Origin of the sequence: Porphyrobacter sp. SLTP (assembly GCF_009905735.1) — a bacterium.
Taxonomy (GTDB): Bacteria; Pseudomonadota; Alphaproteobacteria; order Sphingomonadales; family Sphingomonadaceae; genus Erythrobacter.
Genome location: NZ_JAAALE010000018.1, coordinates 1 through 25,631 on the forward strand (window position 1 = coordinate 1; position 25,631 = coordinate 25,631).

Sequence of the window (25,631 nt, forward strand, 5' to 3'; positions counted from 1 at the left end):
GGGTGGGGGAGACGCCGGGGAGAAATTCGATCAGTGCGGCGGCCTTGCCTTCCACCATGCGGAACGACGCGCCCGCGCGGTCGTGCATGGTGCGCGGCACCGGACAGCCTTTGCCCGCCAGATGATCGAGCAGGTCGAGGAAATAGGGCAGATCGGCATAGTCGATCCGCCGTTCGTAGAGCGTCAGGATGAAGCGGGTGCCGCCACCATCGCGGCCCGTGGTCTCCACCAGCCAGTTCGAATTGGACACGCCCTCGGCAATGCCCTTGGCCGAGACCAGCTCGCCCACGTCATATTGCGCGATCAGCCGGGCGAGATCCTCCGCCCCGAGATGGGTATAGACCGCCAAGCGTGCCCCCGAAGCCTATTCGGTCAGCTGGCGCGGCAGCTTGAACACCATCTTCTCTTCGGCTGCGGTGATGGTCTTCTCGCTGATCGGGCGATAGGCCGCCAGCGCATCGACCACTTCGCGCACCAGAATTTCAGGCGCCGAAGCCCCGGCGGTGAGGCCCAGCGTCTTCACGCCTTCAAGCCAGCTGAAATCGATCTCGGTCGCGCGCTGGATCAGCTTGGCAGGCGTGCCCAGCCGTTCGGCCACTTCCACCAGGCGCAGCGCGTTGGACGAATTGGGCGAACCGATCACCAGCACCAGCTCGCAATCCTGCGCCAGTTCCTTGACAGCGGCCTGCCGGTTCGAGGTGGCGTAGCAGATGTCCTCCGCCCTCGGCCCCGAGATGTTGGGGTAACGCCATTCGAGCGCCTGAATCACTTCGCGCGTATCGTCCACCGACAGGGTGGTCTGGGTGAGGTAGGCCAGTTCCTCGTCGGAATCGAACGGCAGCTTGTCGACATCCTCGATCGTCTCGACCAGCGTCATCTGACCCGGCTCGACCTGACCCATCGTGCCGATCACTTCGGGGTGGCCTTCATGGCCGATGAAGATGATGTGGCGACCCTTCTCGATCTGGCGTTCGGCCTGACGGTGGATCTTGCTCACCAGCGGACAGGTGGCATCGACATAGAGCAGCTGGCGGCGGCGGGCTTCGGCCGGGATCGCCTTGGGGACGCCGTGGGCGCTGAACACCACCGGCGCATCGTCGGGCACTTCGTCCAGCTCCTTGACGAAAATCGCGCCCTTGGCCTTCAATTGCTCCACGACATACTTGTTGTGGACGATTTCGTGCCGGACATAGACCGGTGAGCCATAGCGTTCGAGCGCCTTCTCGACGATCTCGATCGCCCGGTCGACCCCGGCGCAGAACCCGCGCGGGGCGGCGATCAGCAGGTTGAGGGGTGGGCGCTCGGCAGTGGTGTCTGCGGTGGCGGCATCGGATGCTTGAAAGGGCGCGTTCATGTCGCTCCCTCTAGCGCTTTCATCACGTCCTCGCTAGGGCGCACGGGATCGTAAATTCGAGGACGGCTTTGATGATGCTTCGCGCACGCGCCTTTTTTGCCCTTTCCGCCGTGGCCGCGCTCGCGGCCTGTTCGAACGAGGGCGAGCTGGTGATCGATCAGGGCGTCGGTATCGCCAGCGTGCTGACCCTGTGCCCCTCGGTCGGCATTCCCGACTACACCGGCGATGTCACCACCTTCCGCAACCCGGCGGACACGACCACGGCCAGTCTGGATGTGAGCGCGGCGATGACCAATCTGCGCGCCACCTGCAACGACACGGGCGAACAGGTCTATTCCGAGGCGACCTTCACCGTGAACGCCCGCCGCAGCGACACCCGCGGCGCGCGCAATGTCGAACTGCCCTATTTCGTCACCGTCCTGCGCGGCGGCAGCGCGGTCGTGACCAAGCGGGTCGGCACTGTGACCCTCGCCTTCGCCGATGGGCAGGAACGCGCCACGGCGAGCGGCAAGGCGGGCAGCTACATCAACCGCGCCGATGCCGCGCTGCCCGAGGATATCCGCGAAAAGATCACCCGACGACGCCGCGCCGGCGACACCGAAGCGGCGCTCGATCCGTTGGCTGATCCCGAAGTGAAGGCCGCCATCGCTCGCACCCGCTTTGAAATGCTCGTCGGCTTCCAGCTGACCGAGGCGCAGCTGGCGTATAATGTGACGCGTTGATTTGTTGCGAAGGCGCCTCCGCGCCTTCGTCCTCGGTGCGTTGCCGCCGCTTCGCGTCGGAGCACCTGCGGGCGGCCGGTCGGCCTTACGGTCACTTCGTGACCGTTTGCCTCGTCACACTTCCCCCGTCCCGGGCTTGACCCGGGACCCCGCTTCCTATCTTGCACGCGCGATATTCCGCGCACATCGCACGAGACAACCATGACCCAACCCAAGACCCTTTATGCCGCCTATTCGGCGCTCATCGAAACCGTGCTGACCGATCTGGTCGCTGAAGGGGTGCTGCCTGCGGGCACTTCCTTCGCCAACGTCACGCTCGAACCGCCGCGCGATGTGTCGCATGGCGATCTGGCGACCAACGCCGCGATGGTGCTGGCCAAGGGAGCGGGCATGAACCCGCGCGCGCTGGCCGAGGCGATCACGGCCAAGCTCGCCGCGCATCCCACCATCACCAGCGCCGACATCGCTGGGCCGGGCTTCATCAACCTCCGGCTCGCGCCGCAAGCGTGGCTCGATGAATTGCAGGCGATCGTTGCGCTCGGCGATGATTACGGCCGCTCGGCGATGGGTGAGGGCCGCAAGGTCAATGTCGAATACGTCTCGGCCAACCCCACCGGCCCGATGCACATGGGCCATTGCCGCGGGGCGGTGGTGGGCGATGCGCTGGGCTCGCTGCTCGAATTCGCGGGGCATGACGTGATCCGCGAATACTACGTCAATGATGCGGGCGCGCAGGTCGATGTGCTCGCCCGCTCGGTGCATATGCGGTATCGCGAGGCGCTCGGTGAGGACATCACCATCCCCGAGGGCTTGTATCCGGGCGATTATCTCGTGCCGGTCGGCCAGCAGCTCGCTGCCGAGTTCGGCGAAAAATACGCCGCCGCGCCGGAAAGCGACTGGCTGATCCTGTTCCGCACCCGCGCGGTCGCGGCGATGATGGACATGATCCGCGCCGATCTGGCGACGCTCGGCATCCAGCACGACCTGTTCTCCTCCGAGGCCGAGTTGCAGGCCTCGGGCAAGGTCGACGCCGCCGAAGCGTGGCTGCGCGCGCACGACCTTGTCTATGACGGCGTGCTCGAAGCCCCCAAGGGCAAGGCCCCGCCGGAAGATTGGGAGCCGGTGCAGCTCCCGCTGTTCCGCTCAACCAAGTTTGGCGATGATCAGGATCGCCCGATCAAGAAGTCGAACGGGGCGTGGACCTATTTCGGCGCGGACTTGGCCTACCACTTCCAGAAGGCGCAGACCGCCGATGCGCTGGTGGACATCTGGGGCGCGGATCATGCGGGCACGGTGAAGCGGATCAAGGCCGCCGTCGCCGCGCTGACCAGCGCCGATGGCGCGCCGCCCAAGCCGTTCGAGGTCAAGCTCGTCCAGATGGTGCAGCTGCTGAAGGGCGGCCAGCCGTTCAAGATGTCCAAGCGGTCGGGCAATTTCGTCACGCTGGCGGACGTGGTCGACATGGTCGGCAAGGATGTGGTGCGTTTCACCATGCTCACTCGCAAGCCCGATGCGCAGATGGACTTCGATTTCGACAAGGTGGTTGAGGCGTCCAAGGACAATCCGGTGTTCTATGTGCAATATGCCCATGCCCGGATCCGTTCGACGTTACGCAAGGCAGCTGACGCCGGGCTATCACCGTCTGACGCAGATATCGCGCGGCTCGGCGCTGAGGAAATGGCGCTCATCGCCCGTGCGGCGCAGTTCCCGCGCGAGATCGAGGCCGCTGCCCGCGCTCGCGAACCGCACCGGATCGCGTTCTATCTCTATGATCTGGCGGCCGATCTCCATTCCTACTGGAATCTGGGTAACGACCGGCCGGAAAAGCGCTTCATCGTGGAACAGGATCCAGAGCTCACCGCGGCAAGGCTTTTCCTCGGCAGCGCAATCGGGCAAGTGATCAAGGGTGGTCTCGCCGTGTTAGGCGTCGAGGCTGTCGAGAGTATGTGACCGGGAGTTTTTGGCTCTTCGGGGGGGAAGCGAAAGATCACCATGATCGAGGCTGAGTACGAAGAACTGAACGACGATGGCGGCGAGCTGGATCTTGCTAACACGGACAGCCTGCCGTGGCTCGAATCCGATGAGGATGAGAGCGAAGCCGGTGGGCTTGATCCGGGGCAGATCATGCTGTTCGCCGCTGCACTGGTGCTGTTGCTCGGCGCGGTGGTCGGCGGGGTGTGGTTCATCTCGAACCGGGCCGCGGGCGGCGATGTGGTGGCCGATGGCAGCGTGATCCCTGCGCCTGAAGGCCCGGTCAAGCAGCGCCCTGATGATCCGGGTGGCAAGGAATTCGCCGGTACCGGCAATGTCGCGCCCGTGGTGGGTGAAGGCGGCTCGCGTCCGGCGGTGGTCGCCGAAGGCCCCGCGCCAACGCCGAGCGCTGTGCCCAAGCCGAGCGTCTCGACCGTTCCGATGGCGGTTCCGGCCGCGGGCGATATCCCCGGCGTCGGCGTGCAGCTCGCCGCCTACGGCACCCGCGCCCGCGCCGAACAGGGCTGGAGCGACGTGACCCGCCGCACCGATGCACTGACCGGGGTCAAGTACCGGATCGTCGAAGGCAAGGTCGACATTGGCACGGTCTATCGCTTGCAGGCCGTGGCCGGCAGCCGTGCCGAGGCGGATCGGTTGTGCGCGGCGCTGAAGGCTGACGGGGTCGATTGCCAGGTGAAGTGAACGCCCCTGCCAGTGGCGGGGCAGTTGCAGGGTCATTGCCGGGTCATTGCCCAGTCGTTGCTGGTGCATTGTCCGGCTTTTCCCCGCTCTTGACCCCCTCTGGACCTTGCTAGACCCCGGTGAGCCTGCGATTTTGCGCGTCTTATGATTCCGGCAATCTTCGGCCTCAGCGGCCCGCATCTGACAGCGGACGAACGCGCCTTCTTCCGCGATGCGGACCCGGCGGGCTACATCCTGTTCGGACGCAATTGTGTCGATCCTGAGCAGCTGCGCGCCCTGACGGATGAGCTGCGCAGCATCCACGGGAGAGATCGCCTGCTGGTCTCGATCGATCAGGAAGGTGGCCGCGTCGCACGCCTCAGGCCGCCGCTGTGGGCGGGCTATCCTGCGGGGCAAGCCTTTGAGAAATTGTACGAAATCGCCCCCGCCAGCGCGATCGAAGCGGCCCGCGCCAATGCCACTGCGATGGGCCTCGAACTGTCCGCTATGGGGATCACGGTGGACTACCACCCCCCGCTCGACCTGCGCGTTCCCGGTGCCCATGATGTGATCGGCGATCGCGCCTTTGGAGCTGATCCGGTGCAAGTGGCGGCGCTGGGTCGGGCCGTGCTCGAAGGGCTGGCGGCAGGCGGCGTGACCGGCTGCATCAAGCATATGCCGGGCCACGGCCGTACCGATGTCGATACTCACAAGGCGCTCCCGACTGTGACGGCGTCGGTGGAAGACCTGGAAGACGACCTCATCCCGTTTTGCACGCTGAATCATGCACTTATCGGCATGACCGGACATCTCGTCTTCACCGCATGGGATGCAGAGAACCCGGCAACCCTTTCGGAAACCGTGATCCGCGACGTGATCCGGGGATCGATCGGGTTCGATGGCCTGCTGCTGACCGACGATATCGACATGGAAGCGCTCGGCGGCAGCATTCCCGAACGCGCCGCCCGCGCTCATGCGGCGGGGTGCGATATCATCCTCAATTGCTGGGCGAAAATGGACGATATGCAGGGCATCTGCGCCGTGCTTCCTGCAATGTCCGATGCCACCGCCGCGCGGCTCGACCGGGCGCTGGCAGGCACTCGCATCGCTTCGAGCATCGCGCCTGAAGCTGCTGAATTGCTGGCGAAACGCGACGCCTTGCTGGCACTCACCGGAACTCCTGCATGAGCGCTGACGAACCCTTCATGTTCCCGCCCGATGCTGGCCGCGCCGATGCGGACGCGCTCTATCTGGAGCTCGACGGCTGGGAAGGCCCGCTCGATCTGCTGCTTGATCTCGCGCGGCGACAGAAGGTTGATCTCCGGCAGATTTCGATCCTTGCGCTGGTCGATCAGTATCTCACCTATATCGAGCGCGCGGGCGCGATGAAGTTGGAACTGGCCGCCGATTACCTCGTGATGGCGGCTTGGCTCGCCTACCTCAAATCCGCGATGCTGCTGCCCAAGGCCGAGCAGGAAGATCCTTCGCCGGAAGAACTCGCCCTGCGTCTGCAACTGCGGCTGCAACGCCTTGGCGCGATGCGCGAAGCGGCGGCGCGGTTGATGGGGCGTGACCGGATCGGGCGCGATGTGTTTCTGCGAGGGCTCCCCGAAGGCTTGCGCACCGACCGCAAGACCGTGTGGCGCAGCGATATCTTCTCGCTGATCCAGGCCTATGGGCAGGTGAAGGCCCGCACCGCGCCGCGCATCTATCACGTCGCCAACCGCCCGGTGATGACGCTGGATTCCGCGCTGGAGCGGGTCTCGGCCATGCTGGGCGTGACGCTCGAATGGATGGAAATCCGCGACTTCCTGCCGCCCCATGCTTCGCCGGAACTGAAGCGTTCAGCGCTTGCCTCCAGCTTCGTCGCGGCGCTGGAATTGGCCAAGCGGGGCCGGGCCGAGATCGCGCAGGACGGCGCTTTCACCCCCTTGCGCATCCGCCGCTTGAAAGAAGGCGCCGCCGCCGTATGAGCGACGAGCCCGGCACTCTCGAACGCGCCGTGGAAGCCACGCTGTTTGCGTCGGAGGAGCCGCTCACCGTCGATGCGCTCGCCGCCCATCTCGGCGGGATTGCGCCCGGCGATGTGCAGGACGCGCTGGCAACGCTCGAAGCGCGCTACCGCCTGCGCGGGGTGCATCTGGTCGAGCGCGGCAAGCGCTGGCATTTCGAGACCGCGCCCGATCTTGCCCACTTGCTCCGGCGCGAGAAGGAGCAGGTCCGCCGCCTCAGCCGTGCGGCGACCGAGGTGCTGGCGATCATCGCCTATCACGAGCCTGTCAGTCGCGCCGAGATCGAATCGATCCGCGGGGTGCAGACCAGCGCGGGCACATTGGACGTGCTGATGGAGGCGGGGTGGATCAAGCTCGCCGGTCGCCGCGAAGTGCCGGGCCGCCCGGTGATTTACGCGACAACGCCCGAGTTTCTCGACCACTTCGGCCTCGCCAGCCGCCGCGATCTGCCGGGGATCGACGAATTGCGCGCCGCAGGGCTGCTCGATCCGGTGGATGAGGCGATGGAGGCCGCCATGCGCTTCGATCCCGACGACGCCGACGAAAGCGATGCGGCAGACGACGAGAATCTGGCAGACTGACTCGCAATTGCCGAAGGCTTGCCCTAAATGAGCCTCTAGCGAACGCCGGACAGCGATCCGGCCATGCGGCACCCACGCACCCCCGCCGCAGTTCAGGAGTTAAGACCATGGGTTTTTCGTCGATTTGGCACTGGGTCATTGTCCTGCTGATCGTGCTAATCCTGTTCGGACGCGGCCGCATTGCCGAGATGATGGGCGATTTCGGCAAGGGCATTTCGAGCTTCAAGAAGGGCCTCAACGAGACCGAGGACACCGCTGCCAAGGCGGTTCAGATCGAGCCGCCGGCTGCTGCGCCTGCCCCGACCGAAGCCCCGGCTGCCGCCCCGGCTGACAAGACCGACACCACCGGCGCCTGATTTCTCCCTTCTGAGGAGGCGGCGCGGCCGCATCTGACATGTTCGATATCGGCGTTGGAGAGCTGCTGGTCATTCTGATCGTCGCGGTCGTGGTGATCGGGCCGAAAGACCTGCCGCTTGCCATGCGCACGGCGGGGCGCTGGATCGGCAAGATGCGCCGGATCTCCGCCCATTTCCGCTCCGGCATCGACACCATGGTGCGCGAGGCCGAGCTGGAGGACATGGAAAAGAAGTGGAAGGCGCAGAATGAGGAAATCATGCGCCGTTCCGCCGCGCTCACCGAAGCCGAAGCTGGCGCGCCGGTGATGACCGGCCCGCCGCCGGTGGAGACGCCGCCGGTCAAGGCGCCGTCGCTGGAAAAGGCGCCAGCCGAGACACCGCCGGCCGATGTGCCCGCCGCCGAACTGACTCCAGAAACTGCCGCGCAGCCGCTGGCGCAGATGCCCACGCCTGAACCTGCGGCAAAGGGTAGCGCCGATGTTTAAGGTCGAGGATCTCGACGAGACCCGCGCCCCGCTGCTCGACCACCTGATCGAGCTGCGCACCCGCGTGATCCGCGCGCTGCTGGCGCTGGCGGTGGGGTTTGCGATCTGCCTCTATTTCGCGGACGAGATCCTCGGCATTCTGGTCTGGCCGCTGAAGCAGGCCTTCCCCGCGGGTGAGGGCCAGTTGATCTTCACGAAGCTGCCCGAAGTGTTCTTCGTCGAGCTGAAGGTCGCTCTGTTCGCGGGCTTCATGGTCAGCTTTCCGATCATCGCCAATCAGCTCTGGGCCTTCGTTGCGCCGGGGCTCTATGCGCGCGAGAAGAAGGCATTTCTGCCGTTTCTGTTCGCCACCCCGGTGCTGTTCGCAGCGGGCGCTTCGCTCGCCTATTTCGTGGTGATGCCGACCGCTTTCACCTTCTTCCTCGGGTTCGGGGGGACGGCAGGCGGGCTGGATGTGCAGGCTTTGCCCAGCGCGGGCGACTACCTGAACCTCGTCATGCAGTTCATCCTTGCCTTCGGGCTGACCTTCCTGCTGCCGGTGCTGCTGTTGCTGCTGCACCGCGCCGGGATCATCAGCCGCGCGCAGATGGTGGCCGCGCGGCGTTATGTGATCGTTGGCATCTTCATCATCGCCGCAGTGGTGACGCCGCCCGATCCGGGCTCGCAGATCATCCTCGCGATCCCGCTGTGGCTGCTGTTCGAAGCCTCGCTGCTGCTGATGCGCTTCCAGGAGAAGGCCGTCGCAGCGGACAAGGCCGCGCGTGAGGCGGAACTGGCAGCGCAGCAGGCGGCGGAATAGTTACTCCGCCTCGCGCACTTTCACGCCGCCGATCCACACCTGAAGCACCTTTGTTTCCCGCAAAGCCTCGGGCGAGGCGAAGAGCGGGTCGCGGTCGACCAGCAGGAAATCCGCCCGCTCTCCGGGGAGGAGACGTCCGAAGCGGCCTTCCGCAAACCCGGCAAAGGCGGCGTCCGAGGTATATCCGGCCAGCGCCTGTTCGCGGTTCACGGTTTCCTCGGGGAACCACCCGCCGAAGGGCTGGCCACTGGCATCCACGCGGCTGATCGCGGCGGCCATCCCCGCGAAGGGATCGGCGGGCTCAACCGGCGCGTCCGACCCGAAGGCGAGCCTGCCGCCAACGGTGATGACAGAGCGCCACGGATAGGCGCCATCCAGTCGGTTGGGCCCCAGCCGCGCTTCGGCCATCAGCCGGTCGGAGGTCTGGTGGAGCGGCTGCATCGAGGCGATCACCCCGTGCTTGCCCAGCCGCGCGATATCGACCGGGTCGATGATCTGCGCGTGTTCGATCCGCCAGCGCCGGTCGCCGGTGTAGCTTTCCGACAGTTCCTCAACCGCGGCGAGCACTTCGGCATTGGCCGCATCGCCGATCGCGTGAACGGCGGTCTGGAAATTGTCCATCGCCGCGCGGCTCATCAGGTTGCGCAGCTGCGCAGGGGTCAGCAGCGGCAGGCCCTTGGCGCCCGGATCGTCGTGATAGGGTGCCTTCAGGCTCGCCCCGCGCGATCCCAGTGCGCCGTCGAGATAGAGCTTGATCCCGCCCATCCGCAGCTTGTCGTCATAAAGCCACACGGTCGGCTCGGGCCCGGCGACGGTCTCCAGCGTCTCGAACGAATTGGCGTAGGACATGATGCGAATCTGCAAGCGGCCCGCATCGCCCGCGCGGCGATAGGTCGTCCAGTCGGGCATCTTGGTGCCCATGTCCGCAACTGCCGTGACACCGTAGCCGAGCAGCACCTCCTGCGCCTTGGCGAAGGCGAGGTCGCGGTCTTCGGGGCGGGGCGGGGGGACAACCTTGCCGACCAGCTGCACCGCATTGTCCACAAACACGCCCGCCGGGGCGCCCTTGGCATCGCGGATGATCTTGCCGCCCTCCGGGTCCGGCGTCTTGGCGGTCACACCCGCCGTGGTGATGGCGAGTGTGTTGCCCCAGTTGGCGTGATTATCCGCGCGTTCGAGCCACACCGGGCGGTCTGAGACCGCTGCGTCGAGTTCCGCCGCCGTAGGGAAGCGGCCCAAACCCCACTTCTCCTGATTCCACCCGCGCCCGATAATCCAGGGGCGGCCGGGATTGGCTTCGGCGAAGGCCTTGATCCTGGCGAGCGCGTCTTCGAGCGAGGTCGTGTTCGACAGGTCCAGCGTCAGCGCGGCAAAGCCGATATCCATCACGTGGACGTGGGCGTCGATCATGCCGGGGATCATCACGCGCCCCTCACCATCAAGGCGGTAATCGACCTGCGGGCGCTTGTCGCTGCGGGTCAGGACCTGCGTGATCTTGCCGTCCTCGTCGAACACGAGGCCGTTGAAGCGCTTGACCTTGCCCGCTTCGTCGATGGTGATCCCATCGACATTGTCGACCAGCGTATCGGCCCAGGCGGGTGCGGCCAGCACGAGAGCGGATACGGCAGCAAGAGCGGCGGAAACGGTGCGGAGCATGGCGGTCCTTGAACTTTCAGGAAAACACGTAAGGCAGCGGTGCCTATCGCTTTGCCGCGCGCTTGCCAACGGGGCTTGCCAGGACGGGGCGCATACGAAATCCGCGCAGGCCCGATTGCCCTTACGGCTGCAAGCCTCTAATCGCCCGGTCGCTATGTCGACACAAACAGCCTCAGCCAGCCCCAAGGGTGCCGCCGCTTCGCCGGCCGACCTGACCCTCGATCACGTGCGCGCCGCTGCGGCCCGCATTCGCGGCGCGGTGGTCGAAACGCCGATGATGCGCTCGATCACGCTGTCGGAGATTACCGGCGCGGATATCTGGCTGAAATTCGAGAACCTCCAGTTCACCGCCGCTTACAAGGAGCGCGGGGCGCTCAATGCGCTGCTGCTGCTGACCGAGGAACAGCGGTCGCGCGGTGTGATTGCGGCTTCGGCGGGGAACCACTCGCAGGGCCTCAGCTATCACGGCACCCGGCTGGGCGTGCCCGTCACCATCGTGATGCCGAAGCCCACGCCGACGGTGAAGGTGATGCAGACCGAAAGCGTTGGCGGCAAGGTGCTGCTCGAAGGCGAGACCTTCGATGAAGCCTATGCCTTTGCACGCAAGCTGGAGGGCGAGCTTGGCCTGACCTTCGTCCATCCGTTTGACGATCCCGACGTGGCCGCCGGTGCCGGCACGGTCGCGCTCGAAATGCTGGAAGTGAAGCCCGATCTCGATTGCATTGTCACGCCGATCGGCGGGGGCGGGCTGATTTCGGGGATGGCGACAGTTGCGAAGGCACTGAACCCCGACATCGAGGTCGTGGGCGTGCAGGCGGCGCTGTTCCCCAGCATGTTCGACCGGATCAAGGGCGCGAACTTGCCGTGCGGTGGGGACACGCTGGCCGAAGGTATCGCGGTTAAGGTGCCGGGCGATTTCACCGCCAAAGTGATCGCCGAAAAGGTCGACGACATTCTGCTGGTTGATGAACCCGCGCTCGAAAAGGCGGTGGCGCTGCTGCTCCAGATCGAAAAGACCGTGGTCGAAGGCGCGGGCGCTGCGGGGCTCGCGGCGGTGCTGGGCAGCCCCAAGCGGTTCAAGGGCAAGAGCATCGGTCTGGCGCTGTGCGGCGGCAATATCGACACACGCTTGCTCGCCAATGTGCTGCTGCGCGATCTGGCGCGGCAGGGGCGTCTGGCGCGGCTGCGGATTACGTTGCAGGATCGCCCCGGCGCGCTGTTCAAGGTGATGCGCCTGTTTGACGAGCACAACGTCAACATCATCGAAATCTATCACCAGCGCATCTTCACGACGCTACCGGCCAAGGGCCTGATCACCGATATCGAATGCGAAGCGCGCGACGCCGAGCAGGTCGAACGGCTGGTCGAAGGCCTGCGCGCGAAGGGCTACACCGTCCAGCTCGTCGAACTGGGCTGAAAATCCCGGCCAGAATGGAGGGGCGGGACGCGTGATCGTCCCGCATTGCGCCTGCTTGTCCGCATTTTTGCGGCGGGTTTCGCGTGTGCCTGAATAATTCGCGATATTTTCATGGTTAAAGGACTTTTACCGGAGCACGGGTGCGGGCATAAGATTTTCTTAACGATTTCGATCCCGCGATTCAGCGCAAGAAGGACTGGCCCCACACGTGACGGCACCAATCCGCTTTCCCCGGTTCTTCGTGACCAGCCCCGCGCCGTGTCCCTATCTTCCGGGTCGGAGCGAGCGCAAGGTCTTCACCGAACTGAAGGGACCGCACGCCGATCAGCTGAATGAAGCGCTCGGGCGGATCGGGTTCCGGCGCAGCCAGACGGTCGCCTATCGTCCGTCCTGCCTTGACTGCCAGTCCTGCGTTTCGGTGCGCGTGCTGGCGACCAAGTTCCAGCCCTCGGCCACCCAGAAGCGCGATCTGAAGCGCAATTCCGATCTCATCGTAACCGAATGCCGCCCCTGGGCGACGGACGAGCAATTCGAATTGCTGGCCCGCTATCTCGGCCACCGCCACCCAGATGGCGGGATGTCGGCGATGGACGAGCTCGATTATGCGGACATGATCGAGCACACTCCGGTCTCGACCGTGGTGACCGAATATCGCGAGCCGCTGCCCAACGGAAAGCCCGGACGGCTGGTGGGTGCCTGCCTGACCGACCGGCAGGGCGACGGGCTGTCGATGATCTATTCCTTCTATGAACCCGATTACCCGGCGCGAGCGGGCCTCGGCAATTTTATTATCCTCGATCATATTCGCCGGGCCGCGGCTGAGGCATTGCCTTACGTGTATCTCGGATATTGGGTCGAAGGCAGTCCGCGCATGCAATACAAGGTTCGCTACCGCCCCCTTGAGCGCCTGACGCGCGAGGGCTGGCTGCTGATGGAGCCGGGGGAGCAGCACCGGCTGATCGCGGCTGCCACCGCGCCGCGGCAGGCGCAGGACGAAAGCCCGGTCGAAATGGGCGCGGGCGTTCGGGGCAAGGATGGCCAACCTGTCAAGTTCTCGGCCAGTTGAAGCCCAGCGGCTTCTCAAACTCGGTCTCGCCATTGTTGCCGGATTGGGTCAGGGAGCGCTGGCGTTAAGCGCCTGTCCGGCGGCCGCGCAGCAGGCGGCCCCGGATGACGAACCGCGTCCGCTGCCCGCGCAGCCGCCCGAGGATGAGGCGGAAGACACGCCTGCACCCGCGCCGATTTCGATCCTCGATCCTGAGCCCCAGCCAGAACCTGTGCCGCAATCGCTCGACGATCTGATCCCGGCTGACGCTGTCACCAATCCCGATATCTGGGCCGCCGCCGGAGTGGCTGACTCTTCGCCGGTGGTGGTGCCCGATAGCGCGTTGGCCGATGCCGACAGCCCGCTGTCGGATGACGTCTTGGCCGAGTTTCTGCCCCCGCCAGACCCGGCCTTGCAGCCTGCGATCGACGGCATTTTTGCCGATTTCGCGCTGGAGGAGCCGCAGCCGCTCGACCCCGATCCCGAGCTTGAGGCGCTGGCGTCGATCGCCGCCCCGGTGCTGGGCGAATTGCCGGAACTGGCCGAAACCAAGATCGGCAACACCCTGGTGCTCGCTCTGCCGGCCGCCGCCGATGCCTTCCCCGAGAAGGACCAGTTCATTGAACGCTTCAAGGATCTCTCGACCTTGCGCGAATTCGACGATGGGGAGGAATCGCGCCCGCAAGTTGCCGCCCGCGCCCGCGCTGACGAGGAACTGCTCGGCGATATCCTGCGCACCTACGGCTATTACGATGGCGAGGTGGTGCGCCAGCTTTCGGGCGGTCGGCGCGCGGGCAATAACTCTGACGAAGCCGAACGGGCCGCAGAAAACGCCGCTCGTGAACCGAGCGTCCGCTTCGATATCCTCCCCGGCCCACGCTACAGCTTTGGCCGGATTGATCTTGGCGCGCTGCCTGCCCTGCCGGAACCTGACGCCAGTCGACTGACCGCCGCTTTCGGGATCAAGCCGGGTGACCCGCTTTATGCCGACCGCATTATCGAGCGGGAACTCGAACTGCGCGTTGCGCTCGGCGAAAGCGGCTATCCCTTCGCCGAATTGGCCGAGCCGGAATTGCTGATCGACCATGCCCGCACCGAAGGCGATCTGTCGCTGCTCGTCCAGCCGGGCGGCAAATTCGTGTTCGGCGAAGTCGTCAGCGCTGATCCCGGCTTCCTGTCGGGCCGGCACCTGTCGCGCATCGCCCGCTTCGATGAAGGCGACGTGTTCCAGCAAAGCCTTGAGACCGATTTGCGCCGCGCGATCATTGCCACTGGCTTGGTCTCCAGCGTGACCGTCACCCCGCGCGAAACCCGCGCGCCGCAGGATGGACAGCCGGGGGAAGTCGCGCTCGACGTCGCGTTCGAACGCGCACCCTTGCGCACCATCGCGGGCGCCATCGGCTACGGGACCGAGGACGGCTTCAAGCTCGAAGGTCGGTGGGAACATCGCAACCTGTTCCCGCCCGAAGGCGCGCTCAGGCTGCGCGGCATCCTCGGCACGCGTGAGGCGCTGGCGAGCGTCGGCGTCCGCCGCAACAATTTCCGCGGGCGCGATCAGGTGCTGACCGTGGATGTCTTCGGCAGCGACATCACCACGCAGGCGGTGGATTCGCGCGGCTTCGGGACGCGGGCGACGTTCGAGAAAGTGTCGAACATCCTGTTCCAGAAGCCGCTCAGCTGGCAAATCGGGGGTGAGCTGCTCTACACCGATGAACGCAACCGCACGGTGCGGGATGCGCCCGGCATCCCGTTGCCGCGCCGCACGTTCCTCATCGGCGGGGTGTTCGGCAGTGTGACGCTGGATGGCAGCGACGATCTGCTCGATCCGAGCGAAGGGTACCGCGCCACCCTGTTCCTCGCGCCCGAAGCATCGCGCTCGGAAGGCAGCCAGTCCTTCTATCTGCGCTCGCAGGCCGATGCGAGCTACTACAAGTCGATCGGATCGACGGTGCTCGCCACGCGCGTGCGGGCGGCGACGATTGTCGGCGCATCCTTCGATGACATCGCGCCATCGCGCCGGCTCTATGCAGGGGGCGGCGGTTCGGTGCGCGGTTACGGCTTCCAGGGTGTCGGCCCGCGCAATGATCGCGGCGAATCCACTGGCGGTGCGTCGCTGCTCGAATTCTCGCTCGAAGCGCGGATCGAAACGCCGCTGTTCGATGGCGCGGTCGAAGTCGTGCCGTTCTTCGATGCGGGCACCGTGGGGCTGGGCAGCACGCCCGACTTCCGCTTCATCCGCTACGGTGCGGGCGTCGGTCTGCGCTACAAGACCACCTTCGGCCCGATCCGCGTCGATGTGGCGACCCCGATCAACCCAACTGAGTTCGATAGCCCGGTGGTGGTCTATGTCAGTCTGGGTCAGGCGTTCTGATGGCCGAAGACACCGCAACCCCGCCGGACGTCGCGCCGCCCGCACGGCGACCCCGCGCGCGGCGCTGGGGCAAGCGGCTCGGCTGGGCGCTGGCGATTATCCTCGCGCCGTTCCTCCTCACCGCGCTGTTCTTCGCGACCCCGATTGGCAAGCGCTTCATCGCCGATCAGATCGCAGCCGTAGCCCCCGCTTCGGGCCTGCGCTTTACGGTCGGGCGAATCGAGGGTGATCTCTACGGGCAGGCGGTGCTCCGCACGGTGGTGGTGAGCGATCCCAAGGGCGCGTTTTTGACGATACCCGTGGTGCGGCTCGACTGGCGGCCTCTGAACTGGCTGTGGACCGGGCTCGATATCCGGGAAGTCACCGCACAGCGCGGGCGGCTGACACGGCTGCCTGAGCTGCTGCCGGGCGATCCCGATGCGCCGCTGCTGCCCGACTTCGATATCCGGGTCGACAAACTGGTGGTCGAGGATCTGGTGATCGCCAAAGGCGTCGCCACGCCGCAGGACGAGCGCGCCAATTTGACCGCACAGATCGATATCCGGCAGGGCCGCGCGCTGATCGACGCCAAGGCGCGGCTGGGGGCGCAGGATCGGATCACGCTGCTGCTCGACGCCGAACCGGATGGCGACCGCTTCGAACTCGCCGGAGACGCGCGTGCGCCTGCGGGCGGCGTGCTGGCCGGGCTGGCGGGGTTGGAGACGGGCTATGTCGGCCGGATCGTCGGCGATGGCACGTGGAAACGCTGGCGCGGTGCGGCAGCGGTGCGGCGCAGCGGCGCAGAAAGCGAACCGCCGCTCGCCGCCTTCCGCATCAGCAATGACGCAGGCACTTACGGCGTGCTCGGGCAATTGCGCGCAGGGCTGGGGGACGAGACCTTCACCGGCCGCGCGCTGGGGGAGACCCTGTCGCTAGCCGCGCGCTTCCAGCTTGAAAACAGTGTGGTCGAGGGCCGCGCGGCCGCCGTCTCCTCGGCGCTCGATTTGCGGGCGGCGGGCGTGGTCAACCTGGCCGACAATGTGGTCGACGGCGCGCGGGTGCGCCTCGCCTTGCGCGATGCCGATCTCTTGGGTGAGACCGTGCGGATCGAGGGCGGACGGTTTGCCGCGAACCTCGTCGGCGCTTTCGATGATCTTGCGATCAAGCACGAGATCGCGGTGGCAAAGCTCACCGCCTCTGGCGTCATTGCCACGGGGTTGGCGCAGGACGGCGCCGCGCGGTTTGACGGGACAGTGCTCAGCGTGCCCTTGGCGCTCACCGCCGAGCGGGTGACGACCGGCAATGCCTTTGCCGATCCGCGCCTTGTGAAGGGCCGGGCCAATGGCATGTTGACCTATGACACGGCCGCCCAGAAACTCGCGATTGACCGCACGCAGATCGTCTTCCCGGGGCTTGAGGCCACGCTCGCCCTGCGCGGCGATATTGGCGCGGGGGCCTATGCCATCGCCGGGCCAGTCACAGCCAGCCGCCTTGCCATCGAAGGCGCGGGCGATGTAACCGCCAATGCCAAGATCCTCGCCAAATTCGGCCCCTCGATCCCGTGGAGCCTGCGCGCCAATCTGGCGGGCGTGCTGAGCCGGATCGGCAATGCCACTATCGTCAACCTTGCGGGCGAGCAGGTGCGCTTCAAGGGTGAGCTGGGCATGGGCGCGGGCCAGCCGATCGTGCTGCGCAACACCGTGATCACCTCGCCCCGCCTCAATGCCAAACTGGACAGCAGGGTTGTTACCGGCGGCGGCGTGACCCGCACCGTGCTCGCCGGGAGCGGACGGCAGGCGCAATATGGCCCCTTCACCTTTGACGCCGAGATCGCAGCGGACGGTCCGCGCGCGGTGCTGGTGCTGGCCGATCCCTTGCCCGCCGCAGGCCTGAAGGACGTCCGCATCGCACTTGCTCCAAGCAAGGAAGGCTTCGGGCTGGATGTGGCGGGCGGATCGCTGCTCGGCCCGTTCGAAGGCGCGCTGCAATTGATCCTGCCCGCCAATGCCCCGACCCGCGTCATGATTGACCGGTTGGAAGTCTATCGCACCACCGTCACCGGCGAAGTGGTGCTGGCCGATGCGGGGCCTTCGGGTGATCTGCGTCTCGCGGGCGGCGGCGTGAACGGCACGGTCGCCTTCCGCCCGCAGCCGGGCGATGCCATCGGCTTTGCCGTCGATCTCGCCGCCCGCAATGCGCGCTTCGGCGGAGAGACGCCGATCAGCATCACCCGCGCCGATATTGCCGCGACCGGGCGCTATGACGACGGCAACACCAGTGTGGACGCTGACATTTCCGCGGCCGGGCTCGAATATGGCGGGCTGAGCCTCGCCAATCTCACCGCCAAGGCCGCTATCACCAATGGCCGCGGCAAGGTGACAGGCACGGTTGCCGGACGCCGGGCGGACCGCTTTGCGCTCAATTTCGACGCGAACGTTGCGCCTAACCAGATCGCGGCGGCCGCGCGCGGGCAATATGGCAACGCGCAGATCACCATGCCGCGCCGCGCGGTGCTGACCGCACTGGATGGCGGCGGGTGGAGCCTTGCCCCTTCGCAGGTCGGTTTCGGCGGCGGCTTTGCCATTGCGCAAGGCACCTTCGGCACTGGTACGACCGAACTGCAAGTCAAGCTCGCGCGGATGCCGCTGCGGCTGCTCGATCTGGTGGGGGCCGATCTGGGCCTTGGCGGGCGCCTGACCGGGGTGGTTGATTACCGCCAGCAGGGCCGCGCCCCGCCGACTGCCACCGCGCGCGGACGGATTGACCGCTTCAGTCGCGCTGGTCTGGTCTTGTCCTCGAAACCGATCAACGTGCTCGGCGTGGTCGATCTCTCGGCCGAGCGGATGACAGCGGCCGCGCGACTGTTCGAGGGTGACGCACGGCGCGGCGATGTCGCGCTGCGGATCGATGGCTTGGCGCAGGATGGCGCGCTGACCGACCGGTTGATGCGCGGCCGGCTTGGCGCGCGCCTCGCGTTTGACGGCGCGGCCGAGACCCTGTGGCGGCTCGCCGCGATCGAGGCGTTCGATCTCTCCGGCCCGCTGCGCATCGCCGCACGGGCGACCGGCACGCTCGCCGATCCGCGTATCACCGGCACCCTCGCAAGCGATGACCTGACCGTCGAAAGCGCGCTCACCGGCACGCGGGTCACCAATGTCAGCGCGCGCGGCCGCTTTGCCGGATCGCGGCTGGAATTGGTGCGCTTTGCCGGAGCGACGGCGGGCGGCGGCACGATCAGCGGGAGCGGCACGGTCGATCTGGCGGGCATCAGCGCCGCGCGCGGGCCGAAGCTCGATCTGCGCGCGTCGGTGAAGGATGCGCGCCTGCTCAATGCCAATGGGCTTGAGGCGACGATCACCGGCCCCTTGCGGATTGTCTCCAACGGGTTGGGCGGGACGATTGCCGGGCGCGTCAACATCAACCGCGCGCGCTGGGCATTGGGCATCGCGGCCGAGGATGTCGCTCTGCCGCGCATCGCCACGCGCGAGATCAATGACGATGACGGCCGCGCCCGCACCCAGGTCTCGGGCCGCGATGCGGCGTGGCGCTACCTCGTCAACGCCAGCGCGCCCAACCGGGTCGCGGTCGAAGGGCTGGGGCTGGAAAGCGAATGGGGCATCGACATCGCGCTCCGCGGCACGGTCGATGATCCGCGCATCGGCGGCACCGCCAAGCTGGTGCGTGGCGATTACACCTTTGCCGGTACGCGGTTCGAACTCACCCGTGGCCGTATCCTGTTCGACGTGGGTGAGCCGATCAACCCGCGGCTCGACGTGCTGGCCGAGACCGCGAAGAACGGCACCAATGTCGATATCGCGATCACCGGCAACGCCCAGTCGCCCAGCATCGCCTTCTCCAGCGATCCCGCGCTGCCCGAAGAGGAAATCCTGTCGCGGCTGCTGTTTGGCGGCTCGGTAACGTCACTGTCAGCGACCGACGCAGTGCAGCTGGCGGCCGCACTGGCGGCCCTGCAAGGCGGGGGCGGGGGGCTTGATCCGATTGGCAGCCTGCGCCGTTCGATCGGGCTCGATCAGCTGCGGATCATCAGCGCCGACCCGCTGATCGGGCGGGGCACCGGTATTGCCATCGGCAAAAATATCACCCGCGACATCTACGTCGAACTGGTGACGGACGGACGCGGCTACAGTGCCACCCAGATCGAATATCGCATCACCAGCTGGCTCGCGTTGCTGGGCACGGTGTCAACCATTGGGCGCGATTCGGTGCTGGTGCAGGTCTCGCGCGATTACTGAGAGTAGAGTTCGGCCTCTGCGGCGCGGCGCCTGACGAGGCCCTTGAGCACTCTGCCTCCCGCCCGATTCCAGCGGGCGAATTCGCGCGCGGCCCCCTGATGATCGCCGGCAATGTGGCGCTGGGTCAGCGTGGCGCGGGCAATTGCGCCGGTGTTGTAGTGGAAGCTGACCAGCGCATCGAACTGCGCCTGCGTGGTGGGGGCGGTGCCAATCGCAGCGGCAACCTCGGCGGCGAAACGTGTGAGATCCTGCTCCAGCCGCGCGTCACACTGGGCCTGCGTCCAGCACGTGCCGGGGCCGATCATACCGCCGCCAAAGCAGTCCCGCCCCGTCGCGCCCCAGCCGATGGTCCACGGCGCGCCGCCAGTGCCGGGATCGGGATAGGCTTCGACCAATCCGTCAGATCGCAGCCGCCCGCAGCCTTCGAACCGCTTGAAGAGAGCGATCCCCGCCTGACTGACGCGGCGTTGGGACTCTGCTGCGGCCGGCAGCGCCGCGAGCTTGCGCATCAATGCCAGCAGCGGGGTTGACGGTTGATAGGGCATGGTGGGGGCCTCCGGTTGCAGGTGAGGCGGGGCAATTAGGCACGCTTGCGGCGGGTAGGAAAATGGATTCTCGCGCAGGGTGACAAGAGCTCTTGACTGACAAGAGTTCTTGTCTGTAAAGAGCTCTTGTCAGGGCAGGGGCGAGTCGCATCGCACCGCACGCAAACGCCAAAGCCCTTCAACCACTCGCCGGTCAGGACCCACGTGGAAAATCGTCTGAAGCATTACCGCGAAGCGCAAGGCTGGAGCCAGGGCGAGCTGGCCCGCCGCCTCGGCGTGTCGCGGCAGACGATCAACGCGGTCGAGACCGACAAATACGATCCCTCTCTGCCGCTGGCGCTGCGCATGGCGCGCCTGTTCGACGTCGCGGTGCCGGAGCTGTTCATCGATCACTGGGAGCCTGAAGCGTGATGACCGATAACCAAACGTCCTCCACCCCCCGCTGGGTGCGCAAGCTGCTGATCCCGGCCCTGATCGGCGCCGTCGCAGGCTTTGCGGCGAGCGCGGGGATGATGGAATTCATCGACAGTTCGGCGGTTGGCGGGTTGGACATGTCGGCCACGGTCGCGGCGCTGGTGGGCATGGTTTATGTCGTGATCGGGTTCGGCGTCGCCTTCGGCAGCGCCAGTCCGCAGGTCGGCGCGAAGTTCCTCAATGTCGAGGATGCCGATGAGCTGCGCGAACAGAAAAAGGTGCTCGGCCTGTCCGGGGTGGCCATGCTGATGTGGGGCGCGGCGCTGGTCGCTTTGGCGCTGGCCGCACCAGATGGCCCGGTGCCGCAAGGGGTTGCGCTGGCGGTCGGTCTGACCGGGCTGGTGATCGGGACGGTGCTGTCGATTCAGGTCTACCGCGCGTCGGACGAGCTGATGCTGGCGGTCAATCTGGAAGGCGGGGCGCTGAGTTACGGGCTGGTCTTCGTGGTGGTGGGCGGCTGGGCGATGCTGGCGCACCTCGGCTATACCGCTGCGCCTGCGCCGCTCGATCTGCTCAGCCTGTTCTATGTGCTGGTGTTGGTGGCGAGCTTTGTTGCGGTCGGCCGACGCGGGATGCTGACCATCCGCTGACCTCGCGCCGCTTTTGCACCTGTCCGACAGATCAGAAGCGGTAGGTCGCCGTGCCGCGGAACAGCTGCGCATCTGCGTTGTCGCGGCCGATGGTGGTGTCTGCCCCAACTGTCAATTGGAGCGGGCCACGGCCCACGGTCGCGCTGATCCCGACCTCGCCCCAGGTGTGGTCAGCCGTGTCGTGCACGAAATCGGCATTCGGCCCGATGCCCGAGGCGAAGTTGGCGGCCAGCAGTTGCGGGCCATCCTCGAATTCCCACACCAGCTGGGCGTTGGCGTTGACCGCGACACCCTTGCCGCGCTTTTCGTAATCGAAGCCGAAGCGGGCCTGCTTGCTCTCGAACCTTTCGCGCGCCACTGCGAGGCCGACACTGCCGCCGGTTTCCCGCACGGTGCCAAGGCTGACGCGGGCAATCCGCCCCTCAATGCGTGGCGAGACAGTGCCGATACTGCTTTTCAGATCGTAGGAGATGCCGAGCGCGCCCGAGACCAGCAGGTCGTCCGAGGAGGACTCGAGCATCTGCGTTGCGCCGAGGAATGGCACGGAGCGCCGGGTGTCGAAGCCCATGCTGCCCATGCTGAACTGGCCATCGATCACCGGCCCGCCCTCAACGGCATGACGCAGGTTGAGCGAGGCCGCGTAGGTTTCGCCGTCCACGCGCTGACCGAGCGGAACGTCGGCTTCGAGCGCGGTGTAGGTGCCTGACAGCCCGACCATCGTGTTGTCGCCCGGGTAGAACTCGATCCCGCCCGCGATAAAGTAGCCGGAGAGATCGGTCTGCTGCGTGAAGCCGGGCAGGCTATCTGCATTGGCGGAGACATAACCGCCTGACAGAAACAGGCCGACGTTCTCCGGCAGGCTCGTCTCGGTCTCTTCGGTGGTGTCGCCGCCGTCCTGCATCGCCATCAGCGCGCCACCGAGCGGTTGGCCCACCGCGGCAAGGTTCATCTGTGCCAGATCGAGCGGACGCCCGGTGACAGCCACCTTGCCGCCCGCCCGCGACTTGTCCGCTTCCCGTTGACGCGCGGCGTTGACGTTCTGGAGCAGGTTGAGCGACTGGGCCGCGAGCGAGCGCACCGCCTGCTCGTTCACCGGCGCGAGGCCCGTAAAGGTGCTGCGGATCGTACCGACCGAGGCGAAGTCGAGGCCATACAGGCTCGCCAAGGATGCGTTCGTGCGGTTCTGATCGAACAGCTGCGCATAGCCCGCCTGCACCGGATCTTTGCCGTCGATCACCGTGGTGTAGCTCGCCGTGCTGAACTCCATCAGCACCGCATTGGGCTGATAGATGAAGCGCTGGCTGATGATCGCTGACAGCGAACGGGGCGTGAAGGTGCCGGTCACGCCGCCGGTGCCGGTGACGATGGTGTAACGCTCGCCATGGCCGTTGACCTGTCCGTTCACAGCCGAGTCGATGTTCACGATCCCGCCCACATTGGCGATGCCGGTGACAGCGAGCCGATCTGACGCCGCGCCGGGGCCAAGATCGACATTGAACTGCGCGCCCGACGACATCACCAGATTGCCGTCAATCGTCAGCGTGCCGATCGTGCCCATCGAGCCGGGCGAGAGCACGCCCGTCACGCTGGTCAGGAACGGTGCGGTGATCGTGCCGGTGCCTTCGAGCATCCCGGCAAACAGCGTGTAATCGCCGACCGAGGCGATGCCGCCATTCACATTCACCCGGCCGCCGAACTGGTTGATGTCGATCAGCGCGGTGAGATCGCCCGCCGCATTGACTGTCAGCCCGGCATTGCCGCGCACGGTCAGCCGGTCGATGGTGACGTCGCTGCTGAGCGAGGTGGTGCCATCCTGGCTGAGCGTGACATCGTAGTAGCGCGGATCGATGCGCACGGCCGAGGTGGTGACGGCGTCGACATTGTTCGGCGGGAAGCCGCTCGCCCCCGGCAGGCCATTGGCCAGCGTGGGGGCGGGCAGGGTGCCTGTGGCAGCGAAGGGTTCGCCGGTCGCGAGATCGGTGCAGAGGTCGTCGGGATCGCCAGACACACGGCAGACCGCGCCAAAATCGCCGCCGGTTCCGTCAGGGCCGAGTTCCGGTGTGGTGGGGAGGCCATTCACCACCTGACCCTGCGCGTTGATCACGCGGTACATCGGGTCGAGCTGCGTGACCCAGTGGTCGTCGTCCTCCCAGTTCCCGTTGCCCGCCTTGGCGGCCACATAGCGGTAGGGGTTATTCGCGATGATATACTGCCAGTGGAGCGACAGCGGCTGGTAGAAGCTGGGAGTGCCGAGCGAGCTGAACGGCTGGCTGGCGCCGAAGAAGCGCGAACCTCCCGACAGGACGCCGATCACCAGATCTTCGTTGGACAGCGCATTGTTGGCGGCATCGAGGATCAGTGGGCCGCCCGAATCTCCGCCCGCCGTAATGCCTTCGTTGGGAAGGGCATCGTCCCGATAGACGTTGAAGTCGCGGGGGAAGTCACGATCCTGCGAATCGAAGTCGATCTGGTAGAGGTTCTGCGGGAAGGTCGGTGTACTGGGGCCGAAGACGATGTCGTCACGATCATCGAGTGAGAAGAAGCCGCCCAGCATGTTCTCGGCCGCGCGGCGACGCCAGTCGATTCCGAGCACGGCGCCCTGCACCGCGTTGCCGGTGGCGCCGTAGCCGACGATGTTCACGCGATAGCCGGTGCCACGTGCCGGATCGCTGGTCGCGGGCGCGGGCAGGGTGCTGAACAGCAGCGCCCAGGTCGGGATGCCAACCGCCGGCGTGTCGAGGCTGGCCAGCGCGACGTCGGCTTCGATGAAGCCGAGACCGAAGGCGTCCTGCGTCGAACGCGCATTCCAGACAATCCGGTTGACGTTGAACACCGCCAGATCGGGATTGCTGGCGAAGTTATTGGCAAACCAGTTCTGAAAGCCAGGCAGCGCGTTGACGTTGAACGACCATGCGGCCGAGACACCGTCGACGTTATACTGCTCCTCAGGGATGTCATTGACGCAGTGCGCCGCGAACAGCACCGTGCGCGGATTGATCAGCGAGCCGGTGCACACGAAACCGTCAGCACGGAAAAACATGCCGACCCCGCGGTATTCGTCCGCGTTGTCAACGATATCGGCCGGAGTCTTGTCTTCGTTCGGCACAACTGCCAGCGCGGGGGCGGCTATGATCGAAAAGGCCGCATAGGCCGTGCCTGCCAGCAGCAGTCTGCGGTTAAGGGGCATCGGAAAGCTCAAGCGGCTGTTTCCTTAAGGCGGCAGGCAGAGCCGCCGAATGTCCCTTCATGAGACATATAAGGCATTATTTCAATTGGATTTTCGGCCAAGCGCAGTGCGTTCGCGATGCGGCGCAAGAAGGCCTCAACGCGTCGCAAGAAACAGCGTGTAGGCGGCATAGAGCACCACCAGCACGCCGCCCTCGACCCGCGTCAGTCGCCAGCCACTGCGCAGTTGCGCGAGCAGCAGCAGCGTCACCCCGAGCATCACCCAGATATCGAAACTGGCGATCTCGGCTGGCACAGCGATCGGCTTGATGACGGCGGTAATGCCGAGGATACCGAGGATATTGTAGATGTTTGAGCCGACAATATTGCCGAGCGCGACGTCCTCGTGCTTGCGCAGGACGGCGATCACGCAGGCAATCAACTCGGGCAAGCTGGTACCAACCGCGACCACGGTGAGGCCGATGACGCTCTCGGAAACGCCGGCAGCGCTCGCCAGCACAGTCGCGCCGTCGACCAGCAGGCCTGCGCCAATGATCGCCGCAGCAAGCCCCGCCACGATCATGCCGCCAAGGACCACCGGGCCGGTGTCGGGGGGGACGGGGCGGTCCTCGGCCTCGGCCTCGTGGCGCGCGCCTTCAGGGCAGGGGGCGGCGCTTTCGGACTTGTAAGCGTACCAGACATAGCCGACGAGGCAGGCGATCAAGGCCAGGCCAACCACAGGCCCGATAACACCAAGCATCACTGCGCCAGTGCACAGCAGCGCCGACCCGCCCAGCGCAATCGCATCGCGTTGGAATGCCGCCGGATTGACATTCAGCGGCAGAATCACGGCCGAAAGGCCGAGGATGAACAGGATGTTCGCGATGTTCGATCCCACGACATTGCCGATTGCGATGCCCGGCGATCCGGCCAGTGCCGCCTGCACGCTGGTCGCCAGTTCGGGTGTCGAGGTGCCGAAACCGACGATCGTCAACCCCGCCAGCAACGGCGAAATGCCCAGCCGCGCCGCCATGCCGACTGCACCGCGCACCAGCAATTCGCCGCCCAGCGCGAGCAGGACGAGGCCACCGGCCACCAGCAGGAGCGATTCGGTCATGGGCGTCCCTTGAAAAATGCGTTCAGGGTGTTCCTAACGCCAGCATGAGCGCTGCGAA

21 protein-coding genes are annotated in these 25,631 nt (G+C 66.0%); 15 read left to right on the forward strand and 6 right to left on the reverse strand.

Annotation, left to right across the window (positions count from 1 at the left end; genetic code table 11):
- Both GVM20_RS13415 and ispH read right to left on the reverse strand, forming a co-directional pair.
- Nucleotides 1–349, reverse strand: a 349-nt coding sequence (locus GVM20_RS13415) for a phosphotransferase (RefSeq protein ID WP_166547700.1), incomplete at its 3' end; no start/stop codon positions are given.
- 15 nt (nt 350–364) lie between these two features.
- Entirely contained in the window at nt 365–1,354 is a 990-nt protein-coding gene (gene ispH / locus GVM20_RS13420; protein ID WP_166547701.1) for a 4-hydroxy-3-methylbut-2-enyl diphosphate reductase, read from the reverse strand.
- 71 nt (nt 1,355–1,425) lie between these two features.
- On the opposite strand from ispH, the gene GVM20_RS13425 reads away from it, so the two are divergent.
- The 9 genes from GVM20_RS13425 (at nt 1,426) to tatC (ending at nt 8,961) form a co-directional block, all read left to right on the forward strand.
- Nucleotides 1,426–2,076, forward strand: a complete 651-nt coding sequence (locus tag GVM20_RS13425; RefSeq protein WP_166547702.1) for a hypothetical protein — start codon at nt 1,426–1,428, stop codon at nt 2,074–2,076.
- A gap of 201 nt (nt 2,077–2,277) precedes the next feature.
- A complete protein-coding gene (argS, locus tag GVM20_RS13430) occupies nt 2,278–4,026 on the forward strand; it encodes an arginine--tRNA ligase (protein ID WP_166547703.1) in 1,749 nt (582 codons plus the stop codon).
- Nucleotides 4,027–4,068: 42 nt separating this feature from the next.
- The gene (locus GVM20_RS13435; protein ID WP_166547704.1) at nt 4,069–4,749 is read left to right on the forward strand and encodes an SPOR domain-containing protein; all 681 of its coding nucleotides are present in this window, start codon (nt 4,069–4,071) and stop codon (nt 4,747–4,749) included.
- 144 nt (nt 4,750–4,893) lie between these two features.
- On the forward strand, nt 4,894–5,916 hold the full coding sequence (gene nagZ / locus GVM20_RS13440) for a beta-N-acetylhexosaminidase (RefSeq protein ID WP_166547705.1): 1,023 nt from the start codon (nt 4,894–4,896) through the stop codon (nt 5,914–5,916).
- Nucleotides 5,913–6,701 (forward strand): segregation and condensation protein A, encoded by a 789-nt coding sequence (locus tag GVM20_RS13445; protein WP_166547706.1) that lies wholly within the window; start codon nt 5,913–5,915, stop codon nt 6,699–6,701. Before nagZ ends, GVM20_RS13445 begins: the two co-directional genes overlap by 4 nt.
- Entirely contained in the window at nt 6,698–7,321 is a 624-nt protein-coding gene (scpB, locus tag GVM20_RS13450; protein WP_166547707.1) for an SMC-Scp complex subunit ScpB, read from the forward strand. The genes GVM20_RS13445 and scpB overlap by 4 nt, the downstream gene beginning before the upstream one ends.
- Nucleotides 7,322–7,428: 107 nt before the next feature.
- Nucleotides 7,429–7,677, forward strand: a complete 249-nt coding sequence (locus GVM20_RS13455; RefSeq protein ID WP_166547708.1) for a twin-arginine translocase TatA/TatE family subunit — start codon at nt 7,429–7,431, stop codon at nt 7,675–7,677.
- Between the two features lie 38 nt (nt 7,678–7,715).
- Nucleotides 7,716–8,162: a Sec-independent protein translocase protein TatB gene (tatB, locus tag GVM20_RS13460; RefSeq protein WP_166547709.1), complete on the forward strand. Its 447-nt coding sequence runs from the start codon at nt 7,716–7,718 to the stop codon at nt 8,160–8,162.
- Complete coding sequence (tatC, locus tag GVM20_RS13465; RefSeq protein WP_166547710.1) at nt 8,155–8,961, forward strand: twin-arginine translocase subunit TatC; 807 nt, start codon at nt 8,155–8,157, stop codon at nt 8,959–8,961. Before tatB ends, tatC begins: the two co-directional genes overlap by 8 nt.
- Here the strand turns inward: tatC and GVM20_RS13470 are convergent, their stop codons facing one another.
- On the reverse strand, nt 8,962–10,617 hold the full coding sequence (locus GVM20_RS13470; protein ID WP_166547711.1) for an amidohydrolase: 1,656 nt from the start codon (nt 10,615–10,617) through the stop codon (nt 8,962–8,964). It lies immediately after the preceding gene.
- Between the two features lie 154 nt (nt 10,618–10,771).
- On the opposite strand from GVM20_RS13470, the gene GVM20_RS13475 reads away from it, so the two are divergent.
- From GVM20_RS13475 to GVM20_RS13490, 4 genes are all read left to right on the forward strand, one after another.
- Complete coding sequence (locus GVM20_RS13475; RefSeq protein WP_166547712.1) at nt 10,772–12,034, forward strand: threonine ammonia-lyase; 1,263 nt, start codon at nt 10,772–10,774, stop codon at nt 12,032–12,034.
- 208 nt (nt 12,035–12,242) lie between these two features.
- Complete coding sequence (locus tag GVM20_RS13480) at nt 12,243–13,100, forward strand: arginyltransferase (RefSeq protein ID WP_166547713.1); 858 nt, start codon at nt 12,243–12,245, stop codon at nt 13,098–13,100.
- On the forward strand, nt 13,069–15,450 hold the full coding sequence (locus GVM20_RS13485) for an autotransporter assembly complex protein TamA (protein ID WP_166547714.1): 2,382 nt from the start codon (nt 13,069–13,071) through the stop codon (nt 15,448–15,450). Before GVM20_RS13480 ends, GVM20_RS13485 begins: the two co-directional genes overlap by 32 nt.
- Nucleotides 15,450–19,682: a translocation/assembly module TamB domain-containing protein gene (locus tag GVM20_RS13490; RefSeq protein ID WP_166547715.1), complete on the forward strand. Its 4,233-nt coding sequence runs from the start codon at nt 15,450–15,452 to the stop codon at nt 19,680–19,682. Before GVM20_RS13485 ends, GVM20_RS13490 begins: the two co-directional genes overlap by 1 nt.
- On the opposite strand, the gene GVM20_RS13495 is transcribed toward GVM20_RS13490, so the two are convergent.
- Nucleotides 19,676–20,227, reverse strand: coding sequence for a lysozyme (locus tag GVM20_RS13495; protein ID WP_166547716.1), 552 nt, complete (start codon nt 20,225–20,227; stop codon nt 19,676–19,678). The two genes, GVM20_RS13490 and GVM20_RS13495, sit on opposite strands and share 7 nt — an antisense overlap.
- A 204-nt stretch (nt 20,228–20,431) precedes the next feature.
- Here GVM20_RS13495 and GVM20_RS13500 point away from each other — a divergent pair, with 204 nt between their 5' ends.
- Together GVM20_RS13500 and GVM20_RS13505 are read left to right on the forward strand one after the other, a co-directional pair.
- Complete coding sequence (locus GVM20_RS13500; RefSeq protein ID WP_166547717.1) at nt 20,432–20,638, forward strand: helix-turn-helix transcriptional regulator; 207 nt, start codon at nt 20,432–20,434, stop codon at nt 20,636–20,638.
- Nucleotides 20,638–21,291 carry a hypothetical protein gene (locus tag GVM20_RS13505; protein ID WP_166547718.1) on the forward strand — a complete coding sequence of 218 codons (654 nt, stop codon included), beginning with the start codon at nt 20,638–20,640 and terminating at the stop codon, nt 21,289–21,291. Before GVM20_RS13500 ends, GVM20_RS13505 begins: the two co-directional genes overlap by 1 nt.
- Nucleotides 21,292–21,322: 31 nt before the next feature.
- Here GVM20_RS13505 and GVM20_RS13510 read toward each other — a convergent pair whose 3' ends face one another.
- A complete protein-coding gene (locus tag GVM20_RS13510) occupies nt 21,323–24,490 on the reverse strand; it encodes an autotransporter domain-containing protein (protein WP_166547719.1) in 3,168 nt (1,055 codons plus the stop codon).
- A gap of 123 nt (nt 24,491–24,613) precedes the next feature.
- On the reverse strand, nt 24,614–25,573 hold the full coding sequence (locus tag GVM20_RS13515) for a calcium/sodium antiporter (protein ID WP_166547720.1): 960 nt from the start codon (nt 25,571–25,573) through the stop codon (nt 24,614–24,616).
- Between the last annotated feature and the right edge of the window lie 58 nt (nt 25,574–25,631).